The organism is Thermostichus sp. MS-CIW-25 (genome assembly GCF_054060015.1).
The window spans coordinates 14,022-33,277 of the sequence record NZ_JBSSCS010000026.1 but is presented as its reverse complement, the minus strand read 5'-3'; the positions used below and the strand labels follow the sequence as shown (position 1 = coordinate 33,277).

Here is a 19,256-nt window from a genome sequence, read left to right as displayed (position 1 = left end):
TCCGGCAACCGGTTTCTAGAGTCGGCAGCCCTGACACTTGTGGATTCAACCATTTCTTGTTAGCAGTGTTAGCAGTGGTCTGGAGAAAGCGGCGGATCTGTCTCTGATGGGCTAGGCGGGAGAAGTTCAAGTGACAGATTTCGGTTCAGACTTTGACTTAGGTACCACTCTGCGACAGGTACGCCGTTTGCTACCCCAACTGCAGCGGTTGAGCAGCCAAATCAAGCGCCAGGCCCTGCTGGCTCTCTCGCGGTGTTTGTTGGAGCGCTCCGATCTGCTCCTGGAAGCCAATACCCTCGACCTGGAAAGTTGCCGCGAGCAAACCGTACCGGAGTGGATCCTCAACGGCCTGAAGCTCACCCCCGAGCGTCTACAGCGATCCGCCCAGTTGCTGACTCTCCTGGCCCAGCAGCCGGATCCCATTGGCAAGCTGGAGAAGGGGTACCGCCAGGAGAATGGCCTGTTTATTGGCCGCTACCGCGTTCCATTGGGGTTGATCGCTCTGGTCTACGAAATCTACCCCGAGTTTGCCTTAAATGGCATTGGCATGTGCCTAAAAACAGGAAATGGCGTGATTTTGGCCAGCAGCGGTCCCATCCAGAAAACCCACCAGGCTATGGTCAACCTGTTGGCAGAGACGGCTTATGAGCACGGGATCCCGGAAGGGGCCATTCAAACCTTGCCCGCCCAAGACCGAACCGCAGATCCCCAAGTAGATTCCCCACTATTGCCGTTGTTACAGCAAACCCGCTACCTAGACCTGGTGATTCCCTGCGGTCGCCCCGGCTGGGTGGAGTTCCTGTTGCAGGCCAGCAAAGTGCCGACTCTGGCTACCCATTTGGGCTACGGCCACATCTATCTGGATCGCACCGCCCCTTGGCCTTTGGTCAAGTCGGTTTTGTTGGATCCCCTCGCCCAGTATGGCTCAGAAGGGATCCCTATCTATCAGCCCCTCACCCTCTGGCTGCTGATCCACACCGATTGGGCCGCCAACCATCTGACCGCCTTGGTGGAGGACTTGCTGGGTCACGGGATCGCTGTACAGGCAGCAGCACCCATCCTAGAGCAGTTCCCGCAGCTCCAGCCGCTTGGGGAAGGCTTTGACTCGACAGAACGACCTCATCTGCGCCTGCAGCCCATTGCCGACCTGACGGAGGCGATCGCCTGGATTAACAAAAATGGTTGCCGTCAATCGGAGACGATCCTCACCGATAGCCAATCGGCGGCCCAGCGCTTTCTCCAGGAAGTAGATGCCGCCCTGATCCACATCAACACTTCCCCCCTCTCGGCAGGCCGGGGAGCTGGGATCCCCACGTTGGGAGCGTTTCGCGACCTGTCTTTGGGCATTTCTACCCAGCGGCTGCACGTGCGCGGGCCCATCGACGTGGAAGCCCTGACAACGGTGAAGGTGGTGGCTCAGGGCGATCTGTAGAGCCGGGCAGCAACCCAACTGATGCGCCAAGGTTGGCCGGTCTGCCCAAGATCCAAGAGCTGGGATGAGGCTGGAGAATGAGAATGTAGATCGCCATCAGCTCAACATCCAACTGAGCCCAAAGGGAGGACTTTTTTGGGGATCGACCTTCGCAGTTACGTGTTTTTGGATCGGCTGCAACCCCAGTATGCTGCTTATCTGGGCACAGTAGCCTACGGCTTTTTGCCCCTGCCTGGGGACACTTCTTTGTGGGTCGAGATTTCCCCCGGCATCGAGATCAACCGCGTTATGGATATTGCCCTGAAGGCCACCTCGGTGAGGCCGGGGCTGCAGGTGGTGGAACGCCTCTACGGCCTTCTGGAAGTACACTCCAGCAACCAAGGGGATACCCGCACCGCCGGACGGGCGATTCTGGCTGCCTTAGGGGTGAGTGAACAGGAGCGCCTCAAGCCCCGCATCATCTCCAGCCAGATCATCCGCAACATCGATCCCCACCAAACCCAGTTGATTAACCGTTCCCGCCGTGGCCAAATGCTCCTGGCCGGCCAAACCCTCTATATCCTGGAGGTGCAACCGGCAGGCTATGCCCCCCTGGCTGCCAACGAGGCAGAAAAATCTGCCCAGATCAACATCCTGGAGGTGATGCCTTTCGGTAGCTTTGGCCGCGTGTACTTGGGAGGGGAAGAGCGAGATATTCTGGCCGCCTGCCGTGCTGCTGAAGCCGTCTTGGCGGGGGTTTCCGGTCGGGAGCCCCTCTTGTTGCCTGAGGAGGTGTAGCCAATGGCAGACTCCGATCCCAAGCCAAGATCGCCCCTGTCGCAGCGGCGGGATCCCTCTTCAGCGGAGCAAGTGAGGCTCTTGACGGAGCTGGCCGCTCCCTATCGCAGCTTGCGGCGCTTCATCTACCTGGCAGCGGGCTTCTCGGCCACCATTGGGGCGTTTGTGTTTTTCTTTCAGGCCCTGGCGGGGCGAGACTTAAGCACCACCTTGCCCAGCTTGGCCTTGCAGTTGGGGATCCTGGCCGGCGCCATCGGCCTAAACAGGCTGGAAAACCGCTCTCACCAGAAGGTGATCAGACAGGTCAAACAACGCTTGGGCATGCAGCAAGACTCCCAGGAGCCCCAACGGTCGGCGGACAGTTAGCCCGCCCATTCCCCGCAGCCCCTTTCTCAATCCAGATCAAAGTCATCATCATCCGCGTCAGCACTGCGCAGATAGCGGCGCTGAGTTTGGCGAGCGGGATCCCCTTGTGACCACTTTTGGACAATTTGGACACCCAGAAAGGTCAGAAAGGCCCCCAAAGCCACAAACGTGAGAAGTGGGATCGCCAGGATCACCACTGCGCCCAGGACATAGATAGCCACCTTGGGCAGAGACGGATCCACCCCCCAGCGGCGGCTGCGCACCCAATCGGTGAGCTGCTGATCCCATTGGCGCAGGCGAGGCCTGTTCTCCTCGAAGATCTCCAGCAAAATCGGCCCCAGACGACGCAGATTGCCCTGAGTTTGCCTTCGCCAATCCTGCACCGAACGCCCCATGTTCAGGATCCCTTGTCCTGTGATCTTCAGGCCGATCCTAGCCCAACCCTAGCAACCTTCCCATCAGCTCAGAGGACGACCCGACCGGATGTAAATTTGTTTGAACATTTGGATCGGAGATTTTGGAGGCTTCCCAGGACTACAGTACACTGAGGGCACTGGCGCAGCGATGTTGCTGCCATGCCGATTCGGTAAACCTTTTTTTAACTTTTCAACCTGCTCGACTGGAGAACGCTAATGGCTCACTCGGTCAAGATCTACGACACCTGCATCGGCTGCACTCAGTGTGTGCGGGCTTGTCCCACCGACGTGTTGGAGATGGTGCCCTGGAAGGGAAAAAACAAAGCTGGGATGATCGCGGCTGCCCCCCGCACCGAAGACTGTGTTGGCTGCAAACGCTGTGAAACCGCTTGCCCTACCGACTTCCTGAGCATCCGGGTCTACCTTGGCCCCGAAACCACCCGCAGCATGGGCTTGGCCTACTGAGTTGCTGGGGGCTGGTTGCATCCTGATTTGCAATTGCCTATAAATTACTGGCAAAAGCTTCACCGAGAGTTTGGCGTGCAAGCCCCGGCATTGATGCCTGGGAAAGAGTCGTCATCAAGCTTAACCAAAAAACTGGGTTTAAAGCCCCGTCCTTCCAGGGCGGCTTTGCACTATGCTGCCTGTAGCGGCGGGGTAGTCAACCGCTCTTGCCTAACGCCTGCTGTCCGCAAGTCCCCCCTTCGGGGGGATTCATAGAAAGCAAATTCGAAAGCATTTGAAAAGCCAAGTAGCTTTTGGAACGTTCCGCTCGTAGGGCTCCCTGCACCAACTGTTCTCTGGTGGTGTGGTTGAGTAGCTCTTTCAGACTATCGGGGGTCATCAGAGATTGGATCCTAGTTAACCGCCGGCCATTAAGCGGTTTCTGAAAGAGGGCAAGCATCTCGGCTCAACAGAGTTGAGATCTGTCAACTCTTCTGTGCAAATCTTCTCAATCCATTTTCCCAACAGCCCTGTAGCCGCTAGAGTATGGGACATCTGCTGGGAACAGGCGATGCCGGGATCCTTAACCCTTAGCTGCCAGGTGATACCGGTCACCGCCCTGAAGCTCTTTTGGGTGCAAGCTGAGAGTAACTGTGGCCACTTCCCAGATCTAGGAGATCGTTTAACCATGCGCAACCTCTCTTCCGTTTTGCTGTTCGGGATCCCTTTGGTGAGCCTCAGTTGGACAGGGATCCCGGTGGTGGCCCAATCTGCCAATCAGGCCCTCTGTCAGAAATTTCCCCAAGATATTCGCTGCACTCTCTCTGCCCCCAGCCAGGTGGGACAAGCGCCGCAACCCACATCCCGTCCTCGGATTGCGGTCTTGGACTTTGATTTCAGCAGCCTCAGCAATCCCTACAGCATCCGCGAGGCTTCGCGGGGGGTGAGCGATCTGTTGGTGGATCGGTTGGTGAAAGATGGCACCTTTTCCGTCATCGAGCGCTCGCGGCTGGACGCGATCTTGGCCGAGCAGAACCTGGGTCTATCCGGGCGGCTGGATGCCAATACCGCTGCTCAGGTAGGCCGGATCCTGGGGGTCGATGCTGTGATCCTCGGCAGTGTGACCCAATTTGATGTGTCGGTGCGTCGTTCCGGGGGTGGGGCGCCGGTCTTGACCCCCTTTGGCAGCTTCCCGCTGGCGGTGGGGGCTGAGTCGGTGGATGCCGATGCCAACGTGCAGTTAAATGCTCGCCTGGTGAGCACCAGCACTGCCGAGATCTTGGCCGTGGTCGAGGGCCGGGGCAATGTCAGCCAATCCGATAGCACGGTCACGGTCGCCGGCTTTGGGGGGGGATCCGCCACCAGCAACGAAGAGAAGCTGTTGGTATTGGCAACCCAACAGGCGGTGGAGCAAATTGCCCAGCAGTTGGCCGGTTTTGCCGGGCGCTTGGCAGCTCAGCCTCGCTCTCTGCCAACGGTTGACGCCTTGGTGGCGGATGTCTACGGCAACCAGGTGATCCTGAACAAGGGCAGCCGCGATGGCTATCGGGTGGGATTGATTCTTTCTGTGGAGCGCGTCGTCCGCGAAGTCAAGGATCCGGCCACGGGGACAGTCTTGCGCAAATTGACTGAGCCAGCCGGACAGGTCCAACTGACGGAGGTGGATGACAGCTCCAGTGTGGGACGCATTCTCAGCGGGGCAGGCTTCAAGGTTGGGGATGTAGCCAAGCCTCTCCAGTAAACCCCTGAACCGCCCCTCCCAAACTCGATCCTCAGGATCCCTCGAGGGGAGCAAAGCCCTGCCGTTGTGTGTTTTCGGTTACGGTGCGGGGTTCTAAAAATTGCAGCAGGTAGTCGGGGCCGCCGGCTTTGGATCCCACGCCGGAGAGCTTGAAGCCGCCGAAGGGCTGCCGCTCCACCAACGCCCCGGTGATCTCGCGGTTGATGTAGAGGTTGCCGACGGCAAAGTCCTGGCGAGCCTGTTGAATGTGGGAAGGGGTGCGGCTGTAGAGACCGCCGGTGAGGGCGTAGGGGGTGGCATTGGCCATCTGCAGAGCAGAAGAAAAGTCCGGCGCTGAGATCACCGCCAAAACCGGGCCAAACAGCTCCCGCTGCGCCAGCTCTGACTGGGGATCCACCTGGCTGAACACGGTGGGGCCGACGAAGTAGCCTTTTTCCGGCACGGGCAGGCTGAGGTCGAGACGGGCATAGGCTTGGGCCGATTGAATGGCCTGGTGCAGGCGAGCTTGGGCTTCTGCATCGATGACCGGGCCAACTTGGGTGCCGGGGTGGGCCGGATCCCCCACATTTAAAGAGCGCACCGCCTCGACGAGCCGTCCCAAGAACAGGTCGTGAATGGACTGCAAAACGATCGCCCGCGAGCAGGCGGAGCACTTCTGGCCACTGTAGCCAAAGGCGGAGTTGACCACTCCTTTGACCGCCTGATCCAGGTCGGCGCTTTCGTCGATGAGGATGGCGTTTTTGCCCCCCATCTCGGCAATGACCCGTTTGATGTGGTGCTGGCCCGGCTGCAGTTGCGCGGCTTGGGCGAGGATCTGGCAACCCACTGCCTGGGATCCGGTGAAGGCAATCAGGTGCACCCGCCGGTCTTGAACCAACAGGGGGCCAATGGCCTCGCCCACCCCCGGCAGGAATTGAAAGACACCCTTCGGGATCCCAGCTTCGGCAAGGGCCTTGAGGATAAACTCCGCCAGTTTGGCGGCGATCAGCGAAGATTGCTCCGCCGGTTTGAGGAGCACGCAGTTTCCGGCCACCAAAGCCGCCGCTGTCATGCCACAGGGGATGGAGAGGGGGAAGTTCCAGGGGGCGATCACCACCGCCACACCGCGGGGCTGGTAGTGGTAATGGTTGGTTTCGCCGGGCAGGTTGCACTCCCGTCCCCGCTCCAGAGCCTCCATCTGTTGGGCGTAGTAGCGGCAAAAATCGATGGCCTCGGAAACTTCCCCATCGGCCTGGGCAATGGGCTTGCCCACCTCCAGCACCATCCAGGCAGCCAGCTCCGCCCGCTGGGCTTCGATTTGCTCCGCCACCCGTCGCAGGATCCCCGCCCTCACAGCCACAGGGGTGCGTCTCCAGATGGGAAAGCTGGCTTGGGCCGCTGCCAAGGCTTGCTCCACCTGTTCCAGATCGGTCAACCCAATTTCCGCCACCACCTGTTCAGGATCCGCAGGGTTGAGGGAGAGCATCGCTTGTTGGGTGGGGCGATATTCTCCGGCAATCCAGGGCTGAACCCTCTGACCCAGTTGAGGTCGGATCTCGTCCAATGCCTGAAAAAAGGGATCCCGCTGCTGGGGCTGGCTGAAATCGGTGTCGGGAGCGGCGGCAAACGAGAGAGAAGGAGCCTGGAAAACGGATCCCTCGTCCAAGACCGGCGGGGCCAACAGCTGCTCGGGGTTGTAGCCCTGAACGCTTTGCCGCAGGAAAGAGGTGTTGGCGGTGTTTTCCAGCAAACGCCGGATCAGGTAGGCCATACCCGGCAGCAGCTCCCCGTAGGGGCAGTACACCCGCACCCGCTGTCCCTTCTGCACCAAGGCCTTGGCCAGGGGATCGGCCATGCCATAGAGCACCTGCAGTTCAAAAGCAGACTGGGGCACCTCCAGGGCTTGGGCAATGGCGATGGCTTTGGCCTGAGAGCGCACATTGTGGCTGGCGATGGCGGCGTGGAGATGGGTGTGGTGCTCCAACAAAAGCTGGGTCATGCGCTCGAAGTTGGCGTCGGTAGCAGACTTGCTGTTGTAAACCGGCTGTGGCCAGTGCTTTTGCGCCGCCAGGATGGTCTCTTGATCCCAGTAGGCCCCCTTGACCAAGCGCACCGTCACCGGGGATCCCCGCTCTTTGGCCCAGGCGATCAGGTTTTGCAGATCGGTGTAGCTATCCCGCAGGTAGGCCTGCAGCGTCAGGCCAACGTCGGTGCGGCCTCGGAACTCCGGCTCCAGCAGCAGCTCCTGCAAAATGGCCAGGGTGAGGGATTTGTAGCGGTACTGCTCCATATCGAAATGGATCCCGACTCCCAGAGCTTCTGCCCGGCGCAACAGGACGCGAATCCGTTCCCCCACTTTGGCTTTGGCCCCCAGGGGATCGATGGGATCGAACTGGGAATAGAAGGCTGTCAGCTTTACCGACACTTGCGGCACCGGCTGCGGTTGTGGCCAGGTTTTGACCATCTTTGCCAAATGCTCCATCACCTGCAGATAGCGATCCAGATAGGATTGGGCTTCCGCTTCGGTGATGACGGCTTCCCCCAGCAAATCCAGCGTGAAAGCCATACCCTGCTGGTGCAGAGCTTCCAGAGTTTTGCTGACTTGCTGCAGGGTTTCTCCGGCAATGTATCGACGGGCCAAGGCTTCCACGGCAGCGGTTAGGGTGGTGGCAGCCAACTGCCCTGGCAGGGAGTCGGGGTCTGCAAAGTTGAGCAGGCTTTTCAGCATTCCCGGCAATTCCACCGCCGGATCTGAAAGATACTCCTGCAAATGGCGGGCCACCTCAGCCTTACTTTTCAAGCTGGGCAAGACATCGATCAAGCGGAACAACTGGGTGCGCAGGTGGGGGTTCTCCATCGCCCAGGCCAGCAGCTTGTCCTCCCAGCGCAGTTGATCTCGCCACTGGGCCAGCAGGGATCGCTTCTCTCCCCAAAGAGAGGCCAACAAAGATTGGGCGAGAGCTTGGGTTTGAGCCTCGTAGGCGGTAGGAGCAGCTTGGGCAACCATCTGATGAACTGGGTGAACTGGGGCGCAGGATCCCTACCATCCTGTCATGGAAAGGATGGAACCTGAGGCCGATTTTGGGAAGATAATGGCAGATGGGGCCACCGCAAATCCTCGAATAGCTACGCCGGGTATAGGCAGCTTTGCAGGAGAAACTTATGCAGGCTTTTGTTGCAGGGGCTACAGGAGAAACCGGACGCCGCATTGTCAAAGAGTTGGTGGGCCGCGACATCCCGGTACGGGCGCTGGTGCGCAGCCGCGAGCTGGCCGCACGGGTTCTGCCCCCCGAAGCGGAAGTGGTGGTGGGGGATGTGCTGGATCCGGCCACGCTGGAGACGGGCATGGAAGGATGCACGGTGGTGCTCTGTGCCACCGGGGCCAGGCCCAGTTGGGATCCCTTTCAGCCCTACCGAGTCGACTATGAAGGCACCAAGAACCTGGTCGATGTGGCCAAAGCCAAAGGGATCCAACACTTTGTTTTAATCTCTTCCCTGTGTGTTTCCCAGCTGTTCCATCCCCTCAACTTGTTTTGGCTGATCCTGGTGTGGAAAAAACGGGCGGAAGAATATCTGCAAAAAAGCGGCCTCACCTACACCATCGTTCGACCGGGGGGCCTAAAAAACCAAGACAACGACGATGGCATTGTCCTATCCAAGGCGGATACCCTCTTTGACGGCAGCATCCCCCGCACGAAAGTAGCCCAAGTAGCCGTCGAAAGTTTATTCCAGCCCGCCGCCCAAAATCGCATCCTTGAGATCATCGCCAAGCCGGGTGTGCCCAACCAAGAATGGAGCGCTCTCTTTGCTATGGCAAGGTAGGTACCGAGCTGCATGCATGCTGCATACATTATGACTATGAGCGAGTATGAACGCGGCTCCCAGTTCCTCAGCAGGCTCGAACTTGGTGGGCGCATGGCACTCCTGGAAAGTCGATCCTGCATTGGTCGATAGTCTGCCGCAAAATGTCGGTGCCAAGCTAAACTTCTCGTTTTGCCCTTAACTTCCCTCTGTCTGGGAACCAGAAGACTTGGCCAACTGCTGCAAACGATTTAAGATCTGCGCCTCAGCGTTGGCATCGTGGAGTCGCAACGTTAGGCGGGGCACCCGCAACGAAGCCGTAATCCGGCCTGAGGGCAGATCCAGCCACACCAGTTGCCCTTGAAAACAGCGACAAGCGGCTCCCCATTCCTGGGCCAGAGCCTCTACCTCTGACCAAACAAGGCAACGTGGCAGCAGCAGGTCGGTGGCCCACCCAGCCCCACACTCCCGCCGCCTGAGGACACGCACCTGCATGGATCCCTACACCCGCAAGGACTCCGTCCCGCTGACGCGAGCGGCGTAGAACTCGCACCAGGGATCCCCTTTCTCTCTAGCCTTGGTCTCCTGGCCGTGGAAGAGCCCACCCCGCTGGAAGAGGCGGTTGTAGAAGACTTGATCCAAAACCGGCTTCTGCTGGATGTTGCCGTTGTAGACCAGATTCATCATCGCCGGCACCGCCCCTTGAGCAAAATAGCAGGCGGGATCTTCTGCCCGTGGGTAGGAAGCCAAAAAGTAGTTGGCTTCGTAGTTGCCATCAATGGCCACCCGGCAAGACTCGCCGCTCACCACCTCCAAAGCCTGCCAGCGACCCCACCCCAGGCTGCTGGCCACCGCATAGCCGCCGTGGATCCAGTCCGTGTCCTTCTCCAGCATCGGCCCCACCAGGGTTTCCCACTCCACCGATTCCATGATGTTGCCGAAGGTGTAGAAGACACAAACATGCCCCGACTCGCGGATAAGAGCTTCCCCCACCCCCATCAGCTCAGCCTGCACTGCCTTCAGCTCCTGTAAAAAGCGATATTGAATGCGGTTGCAGTAGTTGGCAGGCATGCGCGTTAGCAACACGTTAAAGGCGCGAATTTGCCCCCGCTCATCTCCGGCCAAAGGCAAGCCCCACAGAGCTTCGTTGACCGCATCGTAGTCCACTGCTGTTGTGGGCCGGGGGAACTGGAGCGGCTGCTCGATCAACTTGCCCATCCCTGGACTGGGAGTCAACAACTGGGGCCGCGGCAGCCGAGTGGCCTGGATCACGCAGTGATCCTTGCGCGTAACGGCCATACACTCCGTTTCTTCTGCCCCGTAGCTTCCCAGCTCGCCAAACGTGGCATCCAGAGCTGCCGCCACATAGCCCACCGCCAAGTGGTCAATGGGACGTGTGCGGTTGACCTGATCCCCGTACTTGCTCAGCCAACCTTCTGCATAGTGAGAATGGGTAAGCTGCACTTCCCCGCCTGAAGGTGTCACCTCAAACGCCAGCCGCCCAAATCCCAAAAAACTGAAGATCTGAGCTGCCACTGCCAGGCGCTCTTGGGTCTCCTGAATGCCAAGAGCCTTGAAAGCTCCGTACAGAAGACTGTAAAAGATCTCCTGGGCTGCCGTGCGCAGGATCCCTACTCCATCGATCCAGTCGGGATCTTCAATAGTCTGCTGCAGGAATAGGTTGTAGTGATGGCAGTGGAAGATAACCGGCTCTCCAAACAGGGAGATGAGCTTACGGTCGCGGTCGAGATGTAGATGCTCAAGCATAGGCAAGTGAACTCAGATAAACAATAGGGGATCCCACAAGCGCAGCAACTGCCCTCAGACAAACCTCGCCAGCTATTCTCGACTACTCAGACCGGCATGGCAATAGGCAGGCGCTCTCGGCCCAAGAGATCTGCCACTGCTTTGTAGAGAATGCGCAGCTCCTGACGGCTCAGGGCGCCCTTTTCGAGGCGGCTATGATCCAGACCCGTTTTCAAAGACAGGCGCAGGGCCACAAAGTTAGGATCCGGGGCGTAGCGCTTGGCGTAGCTCATCAAAGCCTGAGCAGTGGATGCAGTGGTGTCTGAACAGGGGGCAACAATGGTTTTCCATCAATTAGGATGGCTTTGATACGCTCTGAAATCGCCTTAAGGTCGGTGGTGGAGCGGGTAAGAAACAAGACAAAGTAGGGGCTTCTGGGAAACGCTTTGATGACAACCCGCAACGCCGAAGTACCTGCCAAAAGGTAGTCCCCCTCTTGGTCAGCGCTTGCCGACTGGCAGAGGCGATTGTTGGCTTGTATCAAGTCAGCCGCGTAGTTGCCCAACTGTTCCAGAGAGATTTCCTCCTGCACATCGTTGGTGTACGCAACCCTAGCCACTGCAACGCCATCGGTTACTCGCCCCACCAAAGCTGCGATCAAGCCCGGAAGACCGGCAATGTGCTGCTCAACCACACTGATAAGGGTACGTATGGTCACCAGTTTGCCTCCAGATAGAGATTGAGATTGCAAGAGATTGCCCGTCCCCCAAACTCAGCCTTCAAGAGACGAGCCTGCGGTCGCAGTCGAGATGAAAGGGTTTAAGCGCGAGCAAATAAACTTAAAGTAAACCTAAAAAAGCCTTCCAGGTGTAGCAACTACCCCTGGACAAAGCTTGCTAGCTATTTTGAACTACTCAGGCCGGCATGGCAATAGGCAGACGCTCTCGGCCCAAAAGATCTGCTACCGCTTTGTAAAGAATGCGCAGCTCCTGTCGGGTCAGGGTGCCCTTTTCGAGACGGTTGCGGTCTAGGCCCGTTTTCAAAGACAGGCGCAGGGCCACAAAGTTAGGATCCGGAGCGTAGCGCTTGGCATAGTCCATCAAAGCCTGAGCCACAGACATAGTGCTGTCCTGCACAGGGGGCAGCAGCGGTTTTCCGTCGATCAAGATGGCCTTAATCCGGTCTGAAATCGCTTTCAGGTCGGTGATGGAACGGGTCAGGAATAACACAAAGTAGGGGCTTTTGGGAAACGCTTTGATGACAACCCGCAACGCCGAAGTGCCGGCCAAAAGGTAGTCCGCCTCTTGGTCAGAGCTGACAAGCTGGCATAGACGACTGTTGGCCTGGACTAGGTCGCTGGCATAGGTGCCCAAAAGTTCTAGGGCCTGCTCCTCTTGGGAATCGCTGACGTAGGTTACTTTGGCTACTGTGGTACCATCAGTGGCTCGCCCTATCAAAACAGCAACCACGCCCGGAAGGCCGGCGATGTGCTGTTCAATCACGCTGCTGAGGGTTCGGATAGCCATGATCTGACTCCTTCCTGCGGCTACATGGGATAGCTTAAATGCACGTACTATCCCATGTACTTATTCTACCAAAATGGATCAGATGCTTCCAGACAAATCTCCCGGCCGGCTTAGCTCCAGGGATCCCAGTTCTCGTGAAACTTGCCTTCCAAGATGGCCTGACGCATCTTCTGGGTGTAGCGCATCAGCTCTGTGACGTTGTGGATGGAGAGCAGAGTGTAGCCCAGGATCTCTTGCGCGCGGATGAGGTGACACAAGTAGGCTCGGCTGAAGTGGCGGCAGGTGTAGCAGGGACAGTCGGGATCGATGGGATCCAGGCTGCGGCGGTGCTCGGCATTTTTGATGTTCCAGCGTTTGCCCCGGCTGATCACCGTGCCATGGCGGGCATAGCGGGTGGGGATCACGCAGTCAAACAAATCCACTCCGGCGGCCACGGCGGCCCGCATCTCGGCATAGGTGCCCACCCCCATGAGATAACGGGGGCGATCTGCCGGCAGTAGAGGGGCTGTTTGCCGCACAACGGCGTGCATAAACTCGACCGGCTCCCCCACACTCACCCCGCCAATGGCATAGCCCGGCAGATCCAACCGACAGACCTCTTCCACCGCCCGCCGGCGCAGCTCCGGGTAAACTCCCCCCTGCACAATGCCAAACAAAGCCTGATCCGAGCGGCGATGGGCTTCCACGCAGCGCTTCAGCCATTGGGTGGTTCGCCGCACTGCTGCTTCCACTTCCTCAGGGCTGGCAGGGTAGGGCGGGCACTCGTCGAAGGCCATGATCACATCGGCACCCAAGGCATTTTGAATCTGGATGGATAGCTCTGGGGTGAAGTGAATGATGCGGCCATCGAGAGGAGAGCGAAACGTTACCCCCTCCTCGTTGATTTGGCGAATGGCGCTGAGGCTGAAGACCTGGAAGCCCCCTGAGTCGGTAAGGATGGGGCCCGACCAGCCCATAAAGCGGTGCAGCCCTCCTGCTGCTTGAATGATGCTTTCGCCAGGTTGCAGGTGGAGATGGTAGGTGTTGCTGAGGATGATGTGGGCACCTGTCTCCTTGAGCTGGGCCGGGGTGAGGGTTTTCACGTTGGCCAAAGTTCCCACCGGCATAAAGCAAGGGGTTGGGATCCCACCGTGGGGGGTGACGAAGTATCCTGCCCGCGCTTGGGTATGGGGGCAGGTGCCCTCACAAGTAAAGGTAAAGTCGGCCAAGGTCAGCGTTGATCAGCTTTCATCTGGTGCGCAGCAGAGCTTAGCACAGATAGAGCCGTCAACGAGGATCCCCTCTTCCCAACACTCCAGACCTCTCAGGAGCCTTGACAGGGATCCCCTGCTTTGGGCACACTTGTAGATCGCCGCGGAACTGGCGGAATGGTAGACGCGCTAGATTCAGGTTCTAGTGGCAGCAATGCCATCGGGGTTCAAGTCCCCGGTTCCGCACTCCCCCAAAATGGGTTTCAGGGGATACTGCCAGGTTGTCCGGCTTCACCTCCACTTCTAGAGGGCCAGCTCCTTTTCGATTTGGCCAAGCTTGATGCGGGCAAGGGCCAAGTTGCCTTTCTCTCGATCCAGAACCAGATAGAAAAACAAACCAGAGATGTGCTGGACTAGATGCATTAGGTGGTACTGAGTCTCCAGCAGGATAAGAACCTCCTCGATTTTGTCAGTAAGCTTAAGAGACTCAGCAGCTCGCATTTTGGCGCGAATCACTTCTGTGTTTCCGGCGATTGCCAGCTCCAAGTTAGCTTCAGGAAAAGCGGGGCTGTTGGTGCCCTTATATCCCAAGCACATCCCAGTTTTCCAATCCCCCAGCGCTACCCCCAGTGCTCCATCGATGCTCAGAGCTTTTACCAAACTGTCTTGGAGTTTTTGCATGACTGAGAGTATTCCCCCTTTACAAAGCTCGTCGCTCTATAGTAAGTCTTCCGTTAAGAAATTTCAACTCGAAGCTTGCTTAAAAATGTTAGGATTTGATTATTTATAGGGTGAGTGAAACCAAATGCATCAGAGGATGCTTATTGAGCTTTCTCATCTTTGACATCAGTATAAATACTGAAACTGGGATCCGGTAAGTCTTTTTCCCTTCTGCCCGCGGCGGCTCTGGACGGGCCACGGCTCAGACCCTTATTTTGGCTCGTTTGCAGGAGCTAGAGTAGCTGACGCAGGCGTGGTGAAAATGTAGCGAACTAATCCAACAGGAAGCAAGCTTGGGGATCGGATCCCTGTAGCTTCCGGTGGAGAGGCTTGGAAGTTATGCTGGGGTTACCTCTTTTACCTTGAGACTATCGACCTCCGAGATCGGTGGATCGGAACCCTTCCTCTCCGCTTAGTTTGACCTATGCCTAAGGCCCCCCTCCCTCCCAACGAAGAGCAGCGGCTGGCTGCCCTGCGGCAGTATCAGATTTTGGACACCGCTCCTGAGAACAGCTTTGACGAACTCGTCCGCCTTGCCGCCTACATCTGCGGCACGCCCATTGCTCTGGTCAGCCTTATCGACGAACACCGCCAGTGGTTTAAAGCCAAATTCGGCGTCGATGTGCAGGAGACTCCCCGGGATGTGGCCTTCTGCGCCCACGCCATCTTGTCGCCTAGAGAGCCGCTGGTGGTGCCCGATGCCACTCAGGATCCGCGCTTTGCCGACAACCCGTTTGTTACGCAAGAGCCCCACATCCGCTTCTATGCTGGCATCCCTCTGGTAACTCCAGAAGGGCAGGCCCTGGGCACGCTTTGCGTTGTCGATTATCAGCCTCGGCACCTGACCCCAGAACAACTGGAGCAATTACAAGCCCTGGCCCATCAGGTGGTGGCCCAACTGGAGCTGCGCCGTACTTTGAGGGAACTGGCTCAGACGCCTCTGCTGCCTAAGTCGGGGGATACTAAACCTGCCCGCAAAAACCGCTTTCTCCTCAAAGTTACCGCCGGTTTTGGCCTGGCTGCCTTGCTTTTGGGCGGGATCACCTACTCAGCTCAGCGGAATGCCTCTCAACTGCCGCAGCTTACAGAACGAGTGGCCCACACTCTAAAAGTGATCCAAAACTTGGAAGGATTGCTGGCGGAAACCCGCGCCGCCGAAGCCGGTAAACGTGGCTATCTTCTGACCGATAATCCTCGCTACCTCGGTGAGTACCAAGACAGCCTTGAAGCAATCTCTACCCGTCTGCGCCTGCTGCAGGAACTGACTGTCGACAACCCCCTGCAACAGGAGCGTCTGAAGCGCCTAGAGCTGCTGCTGGAGCAACGGCTACGAGTCATCCAAGACTTGATCCGGCTGAGGGAGCAAGAGGGGCTACTCGCCACCCAGGAAGCCCTGGAAAGCAGCGAAGGGCCAAGGTTGGTGGAGCAAATTGCCGATTTGATCCTGGTGCTCCAGCAGGAGGAAAATCGCCTTCTGCAGCAACGCAGCCAGGAATTTCAGTTTGCCTGGGTTAGAACCAATCTCATTGCTTTTGGCGGGCTCATTTTTACTTACCTGGTTTTGGCCTCGGTTTACTTCCTCATCCGCCGGGAGACTGCCGAGCGGGAAGAGGCAGAACGATCCCTCAAGCAAGAGCGGGATTTTACCAACGCGGTTATTGATACAGCAGGGGCGCTGGTGGTGGTTCTGGATCCTGAGGGACACATTTTGCGCTTCAACCGCGCTGCTGAGCAACTCTCTGGCTACTCGCTGGCGGAAGTCACGGGCCGGCTACTGTGGGATTTGGGTTTGATCCCGCCGGAAGATGTGCCTGGTGTGAAGCAAGCTTTTGAACAGCTCAAGGGCAATCATTCCCTCTTTTTGAATCGCCATGAGAATTTTTGGCGCACCAAGCAAGGGGCACTGCGGCTTATTTCTTGGTCTAACACCGCCCTAATCAACGCTGCCGGCGAGGTGGAGTTTGTCATGGGCACCGGCATCGACATCACCGACCGCAAGCTGGCGGAGCTGGCCTTGAAAGAAAGCGAAGAGCGCTACCGGGATCTCTTTGAAAATGCCACTGACCTCATCCAAAGCGTGGATGCCGAAGGGCACTTTTTATACGTCAACCGCGCTTGGAAAGAGACCTTGGGCTATGACGAAGCTCAAGTTTATCAAATGACCCTCTTCGACATTCTCCATCCCGACTGCCGGGAGCACTGCCAGGCTCTTTTCCAGAAGCTTCTATCGGGGGAGAAAGTAGAGAGAGTAGAGACAGCTTTCCTCACGGCCAGCGGTGAAACCGTTTGGGTGGAGGGCAATGTCAACTGCCGCTTTGAAGATGGAGTGATGGTGGCTACGCGGGGCATCTTCCGCAACATTACCGAGCAGAAGAAAGCGGCAGAGGAATTGGAGCGGCAAAACCGCCGGGCTCAGTTGCTAGCCAATCTCAGCTTGAAGATCCGCGAATCTTTGGATATCGCCGAGATCCTAGAGACGGCGGTAACAGAAATCCAAGCCCTGCTCAAAGCCGACCGAGTCTTGGTCTACCGCTTCCAGCCGGATGGTTCTGGGATCATCTCCAACGAGAAAACTCAGCCAGGGATCCCCTCGCTGGCAGGAGAGGTGATTGAGGATCCTTGCTTTCAGGAGAAATACGCCCAGCTCTACAGCCAGGGCCGCGTTCGCGTTGTTAGCGATGTGGAAAGTGAAGGACTGGAGCCTTGTTACCTAGAGCTGCTGCAAAAAATGCAGGTCAGGGCCAACATGGTGGTGCCGCTGTTTTTGGAGCAGCAGTTGTGGGGGTTGTTGCTGGCCCACCAGTGCTCCGGGCCCCGTCAGTGGCAGCCGTTTGAGATGGAGCTGCTATCGCAGTTGGCCAACCAAATTGGCATTGCCCTCACCCAGGCAGCCCTTTTGGAGCGGGAGAGAAAGCGCAGCCTGGAGCTGGAGCAGGCCCGCAAAGCAGCTGAGCAGGCTGCCCAGGCCAAGAGCAGCTTCTTAGCCACCATGAGCCACGAGATCCGCACCCCCATGAACGCGGTGTTGGGGATGACGGGCCTGCTGCTGGAGACCCCCCTCAATGCAGAACAGCGAGACTTTGTAGAGACCATCCGCGTCAGCGGCGATGCGCTGCTCACCCTCATCAACGACATCCTGGACTTCTCCAAATTGGAGGCCGGGGAAATGGAGCTGGAGATCTTGGATTTCGATCTCCGCTCGTGTCTGGAGGAGGTGGCGGATCTTTTCGCTCCCACTGCCCATGCCAAGGGGTTAGAGCTGGCGGTGCTTATGCCGCCGGAAGTGCCGCGCTACCTGCGGGGAGATGCTTCGCGTCTGCGGCAAATCCTCAACAACTTGGTGAGCAATGCCATTAAATTTACCCACCAGGGGGAGGTGGTGATCCAAGCGGAGGTGCTGCAAGAAACCGCTACCCATGCCCACCTCAAGCTCTCGGTGAGAGATACCGGAATCGGGATCCCGGCGGCGGCGCAGAGCAAGCTGTTTCAACCGTTTAGCCAGGTGGATGCCTCTACCACCCGCAAATACGGGGGCACGGGACTGGGCTTGGCCATCTGCAAACAACTGACAGAACTGATGGGGGGAACCATCTCGTTGCAAAGCCAGGAGGGACAGGGCAGCACCTTCAGCGTTGAGCTGACCCTGGAGCGGCAGCCCTATGCCCAGCAGCTTTCCCAGCCTTCTGCTCGCATCCCGGTGGATTTGCAGGGCAAGCGACTGTTGGTGGTGGACGACAACGCCACCAATCGCAAGATCCTGCGCTGTCAGGCCGCGGCTTGGGGAATGGTGGTGGAAGAGGCCGAGGATGCCTATCAGGCCATGGACAAGCTACGCCAAGCCGTTCGGGAAGGCAGACCCTTCCCCCTGGCCGTTTTGGATATGCAAATGCCAGAGGTGGATGGGGAGACCTTGGGCCGCTGGATCAAGGCAGATCCGCAACTGGCCGAGACGCAACTGGTGATGATGACTTCACTGGGACTGGGGGAGCACTCCCGCCGCGCTGCCGAAATCGGCTTTGCCGCCTACTTGGTTAAGCCGGTAAAACAAAGCCGTCTGCAGGAAGCGCTGGTCATGGCCCTGGGGAAATCTTCTGGCCTCTCCACCTCTCTTTTGGGCATTGGCCCCCCTCTCTCTCAGACGACGCCTATGGCCGACCGACCCCAGCAGTCCCTGCGCATTTTGCTGGCAGAGGATAACCCCGTCAACCAAAAGGTGGCTTTGCGCCAGCTCCAGAGCTTGGGCTACATGGCCGATGTGGTGGCCAACGGTCAGGAGGTGTTGGATCTCCTGCAGAAGGTCAGCTACGACCTCATTCTTATGGATTGTCAGATGCCGGTGATGGATGGCTACGAGGCCACCCGCCGTATCCGCCAGCAGGAAAGACTGGAGAAGGGATCCCGCCGTCGCGCCGTCATCATCGCCATCACGGCTAACGCCATGCAGGAGGATCGGGAGCGCTGCTTGCAGGCAGGCATGGATGACTATCTCAGCAAGCCGGTGCTGAAGGAAGATTTGCAAAGGTTGCTCAACCACTGGAGCCAGGTGATTGCCCAGTCTGCAGCAGGATCCTCCAATGGATCCGCTTCTGAAGCAGCCTCTCCAGCTTCCCCCGCTGAGAGCCGAGATCCCTCTTCTCCCACCCAGCCCTACCCCATCGACTCTGCCTACCTGGATCAGGTTTCCGGCGGGGATCGGGGGTTTCAGCGAGAGCTATTGCAGGTGTTCATCCAAGATTGCGAAACCCAGCTTCCGCAACTGCGCCAAGCCATTGCCGGTTACGACGCAGAAAGAATGCGGCGGGTCGCCCACCGCCTCAAAGGAGCCAGCTCCAACGTGGGAGCTAATGCTTTTTGCCAAGTGGTTCGCGAGCTGGAGCACTTGGGGGTAGCGCTGGCCCAGCAGGGATCCCAAGGTGGTCATGACCTAGAATGGGCACGCGCTCTCCAGGCCCCAGAAGACCTAGAACGCATCTTGGCCGATATCCGCCAGTACTTGCGAGATCTGGAAGGATAGATTCCAAAGGCTCGGCGCCGCTTCCGCGGCCACCCCCTCTCCCAGAGAGAGGGGAGTTAGGAAGCAATGCAGCAGAAATTTTCATGCCTGTTGCATTCGGAAGC

Annotated in this window: 16 protein-coding genes and 1 tRNA gene; 8 read left to right on the top strand and 9 right to left on the bottom strand. The window is 58.1% G+C overall.

Annotation, left to right across the window (positions count from 1 at the left end):
* Positions 1–130 precede the first annotated feature (130 nt).
* The 3 genes from ACVWZ1_RS10105 (at position 131) to ACVWZ1_RS10095 (ending at position 2,575) form a co-directional block, all read left to right on the top strand.
* Positions 131–1,432 carry a gamma-glutamyl phosphate reductase gene (locus ACVWZ1_RS10105; protein WP_457467146.1) on the top strand — a complete coding sequence of 434 codons (1,302 nt, stop codon included), beginning with the start codon at positions 131–133 and terminating at the stop codon, positions 1,430–1,432.
* A 135-nt stretch (positions 1,433–1,567) separates the two neighbouring features.
* On the top strand, positions 1,568–2,209 hold the full coding sequence (locus ACVWZ1_RS10100) for a hypothetical protein (protein ID WP_011432202.1): 642 nt from the start codon (positions 1,568–1,570) through the stop codon (positions 2,207–2,209).
* A 3-nt stretch (positions 2,210–2,212) separates the two neighbouring features.
* Positions 2,213–2,575 (top strand): DUF3493 domain-containing protein, encoded by a 363-nt coding sequence (locus ACVWZ1_RS10095; RefSeq protein ID WP_414374954.1) that lies wholly within the window; start codon positions 2,213–2,215, stop codon positions 2,573–2,575.
* Between the two features lie 26 nt (positions 2,576–2,601).
* On the opposite strand, the gene ACVWZ1_RS10090 is transcribed toward ACVWZ1_RS10095, so the two are convergent.
* Complete coding sequence (locus ACVWZ1_RS10090) at positions 2,602–2,970, bottom strand: hypothetical protein (protein ID WP_414357203.1); 369 nt, start codon at positions 2,968–2,970, stop codon at positions 2,602–2,604.
* A 237-nt stretch (positions 2,971–3,207) separates the two neighbouring features.
* Here ACVWZ1_RS10090 and psaC point away from each other — a divergent pair, with 237 nt between their 5' ends.
* On the top strand, positions 3,208–3,456 hold the full coding sequence (psaC, locus tag ACVWZ1_RS10085; protein ID WP_414350136.1) for a photosystem I iron-sulfur center protein PsaC: 249 nt from the start codon (positions 3,208–3,210) through the stop codon (positions 3,454–3,456).
* A gap of 667 nt (positions 3,457–4,123) precedes the next feature.
* On the top strand, positions 4,124–5,176 hold the full coding sequence (locus ACVWZ1_RS10080) for a CsgG/HfaB family protein (protein WP_457467150.1): 1,053 nt from the start codon (positions 4,124–4,126) through the stop codon (positions 5,174–5,176).
* A 31-nt stretch (positions 5,177–5,207) separates the two neighbouring features.
* Here the strand turns inward: ACVWZ1_RS10080 and pruA are convergent, their stop codons facing one another.
* On the bottom strand, positions 5,208–8,162 hold the full coding sequence (gene pruA / locus ACVWZ1_RS10075; protein ID WP_457503289.1) for an L-glutamate gamma-semialdehyde dehydrogenase: 2,955 nt from the start codon (positions 8,160–8,162) through the stop codon (positions 5,208–5,210).
* 155 nt (positions 8,163–8,317) lie between these two features.
* Between pruA and ACVWZ1_RS10070 the strand changes: the two genes are divergently transcribed.
* A complete protein-coding gene (locus tag ACVWZ1_RS10070; protein ID WP_457384863.1) occupies positions 8,318–8,977 on the top strand; it encodes an SDR family oxidoreductase in 660 nt (219 codons plus the stop codon).
* Between the two features lie 177 nt (positions 8,978–9,154).
* Here ACVWZ1_RS10070 and ACVWZ1_RS10065 read toward each other — a convergent pair whose 3' ends face one another.
* From ACVWZ1_RS10065 to tgt, 6 genes are all read right to left on the bottom strand, one after another.
* Positions 9,155–9,451, bottom strand: a complete 297-nt coding sequence (locus ACVWZ1_RS10065; protein ID WP_414413829.1) for a hypothetical protein — start codon at positions 9,449–9,451, stop codon at positions 9,155–9,157.
* 6 nt (positions 9,452–9,457) lie between these two features.
* Positions 9,458–10,723, bottom strand: coding sequence for a hypothetical protein (locus ACVWZ1_RS10060; protein ID WP_457503288.1), 1,266 nt, complete (start codon positions 10,721–10,723; stop codon positions 9,458–9,460).
* An 86-nt stretch (positions 10,724–10,809) separates the two neighbouring features.
* Complete coding sequence (locus ACVWZ1_RS10055; RefSeq protein ID WP_414390867.1) at positions 10,810–10,995, bottom strand: hypothetical protein; 186 nt, start codon at positions 10,993–10,995, stop codon at positions 10,810–10,812.
* A complete protein-coding gene (locus ACVWZ1_RS10050) occupies positions 10,995–11,420 on the bottom strand; it encodes a hypothetical protein (RefSeq protein ID WP_457384861.1) in 426 nt (141 codons plus the stop codon). Before ACVWZ1_RS10050 ends, ACVWZ1_RS10055 begins: the two co-directional genes overlap by 1 nt.
* A gap of 196 nt (positions 11,421–11,616) precedes the next feature.
* On the bottom strand, positions 11,617–12,228 hold the full coding sequence (locus ACVWZ1_RS10045; protein WP_457444978.1) for a hypothetical protein: 612 nt from the start codon (positions 12,226–12,228) through the stop codon (positions 11,617–11,619).
* A gap of 110 nt (positions 12,229–12,338) precedes the next feature.
* Positions 12,339–13,436: a tRNA guanosine(34) transglycosylase Tgt gene (tgt, locus tag ACVWZ1_RS10040; protein WP_457503286.1), complete on the bottom strand. Its 1,098-nt coding sequence runs from the start codon at positions 13,434–13,436 to the stop codon at positions 12,339–12,341.
* A gap of 145 nt (positions 13,437–13,581) precedes the next feature.
* Between tgt and ACVWZ1_RS10035 the strand changes: the two genes are divergently transcribed.
* Positions 13,582–13,664 (top strand) — tRNA-Leu (locus ACVWZ1_RS10035).
* A 57-nt stretch (positions 13,665–13,721) separates the two neighbouring features.
* Here the strand turns inward: ACVWZ1_RS10035 and ACVWZ1_RS10030 are convergent.
* Entirely contained in the window at positions 13,722–14,099 is a 378-nt protein-coding gene (locus tag ACVWZ1_RS10030) for a hypothetical protein (protein ID WP_414422305.1), read from the bottom strand.
* Between the two features lie 463 nt (positions 14,100–14,562).
* On the opposite strand from ACVWZ1_RS10030, the gene ACVWZ1_RS10025 reads away from it, so the two are divergent.
* Entirely contained in the window at positions 14,563–19,152 is a 4,590-nt protein-coding gene (locus ACVWZ1_RS10025) for a GAF domain-containing protein (protein ID WP_457503285.1), read from the top strand.
* The last annotated feature ends 104 nt before the right edge of the window (positions 19,153–19,256 follow it).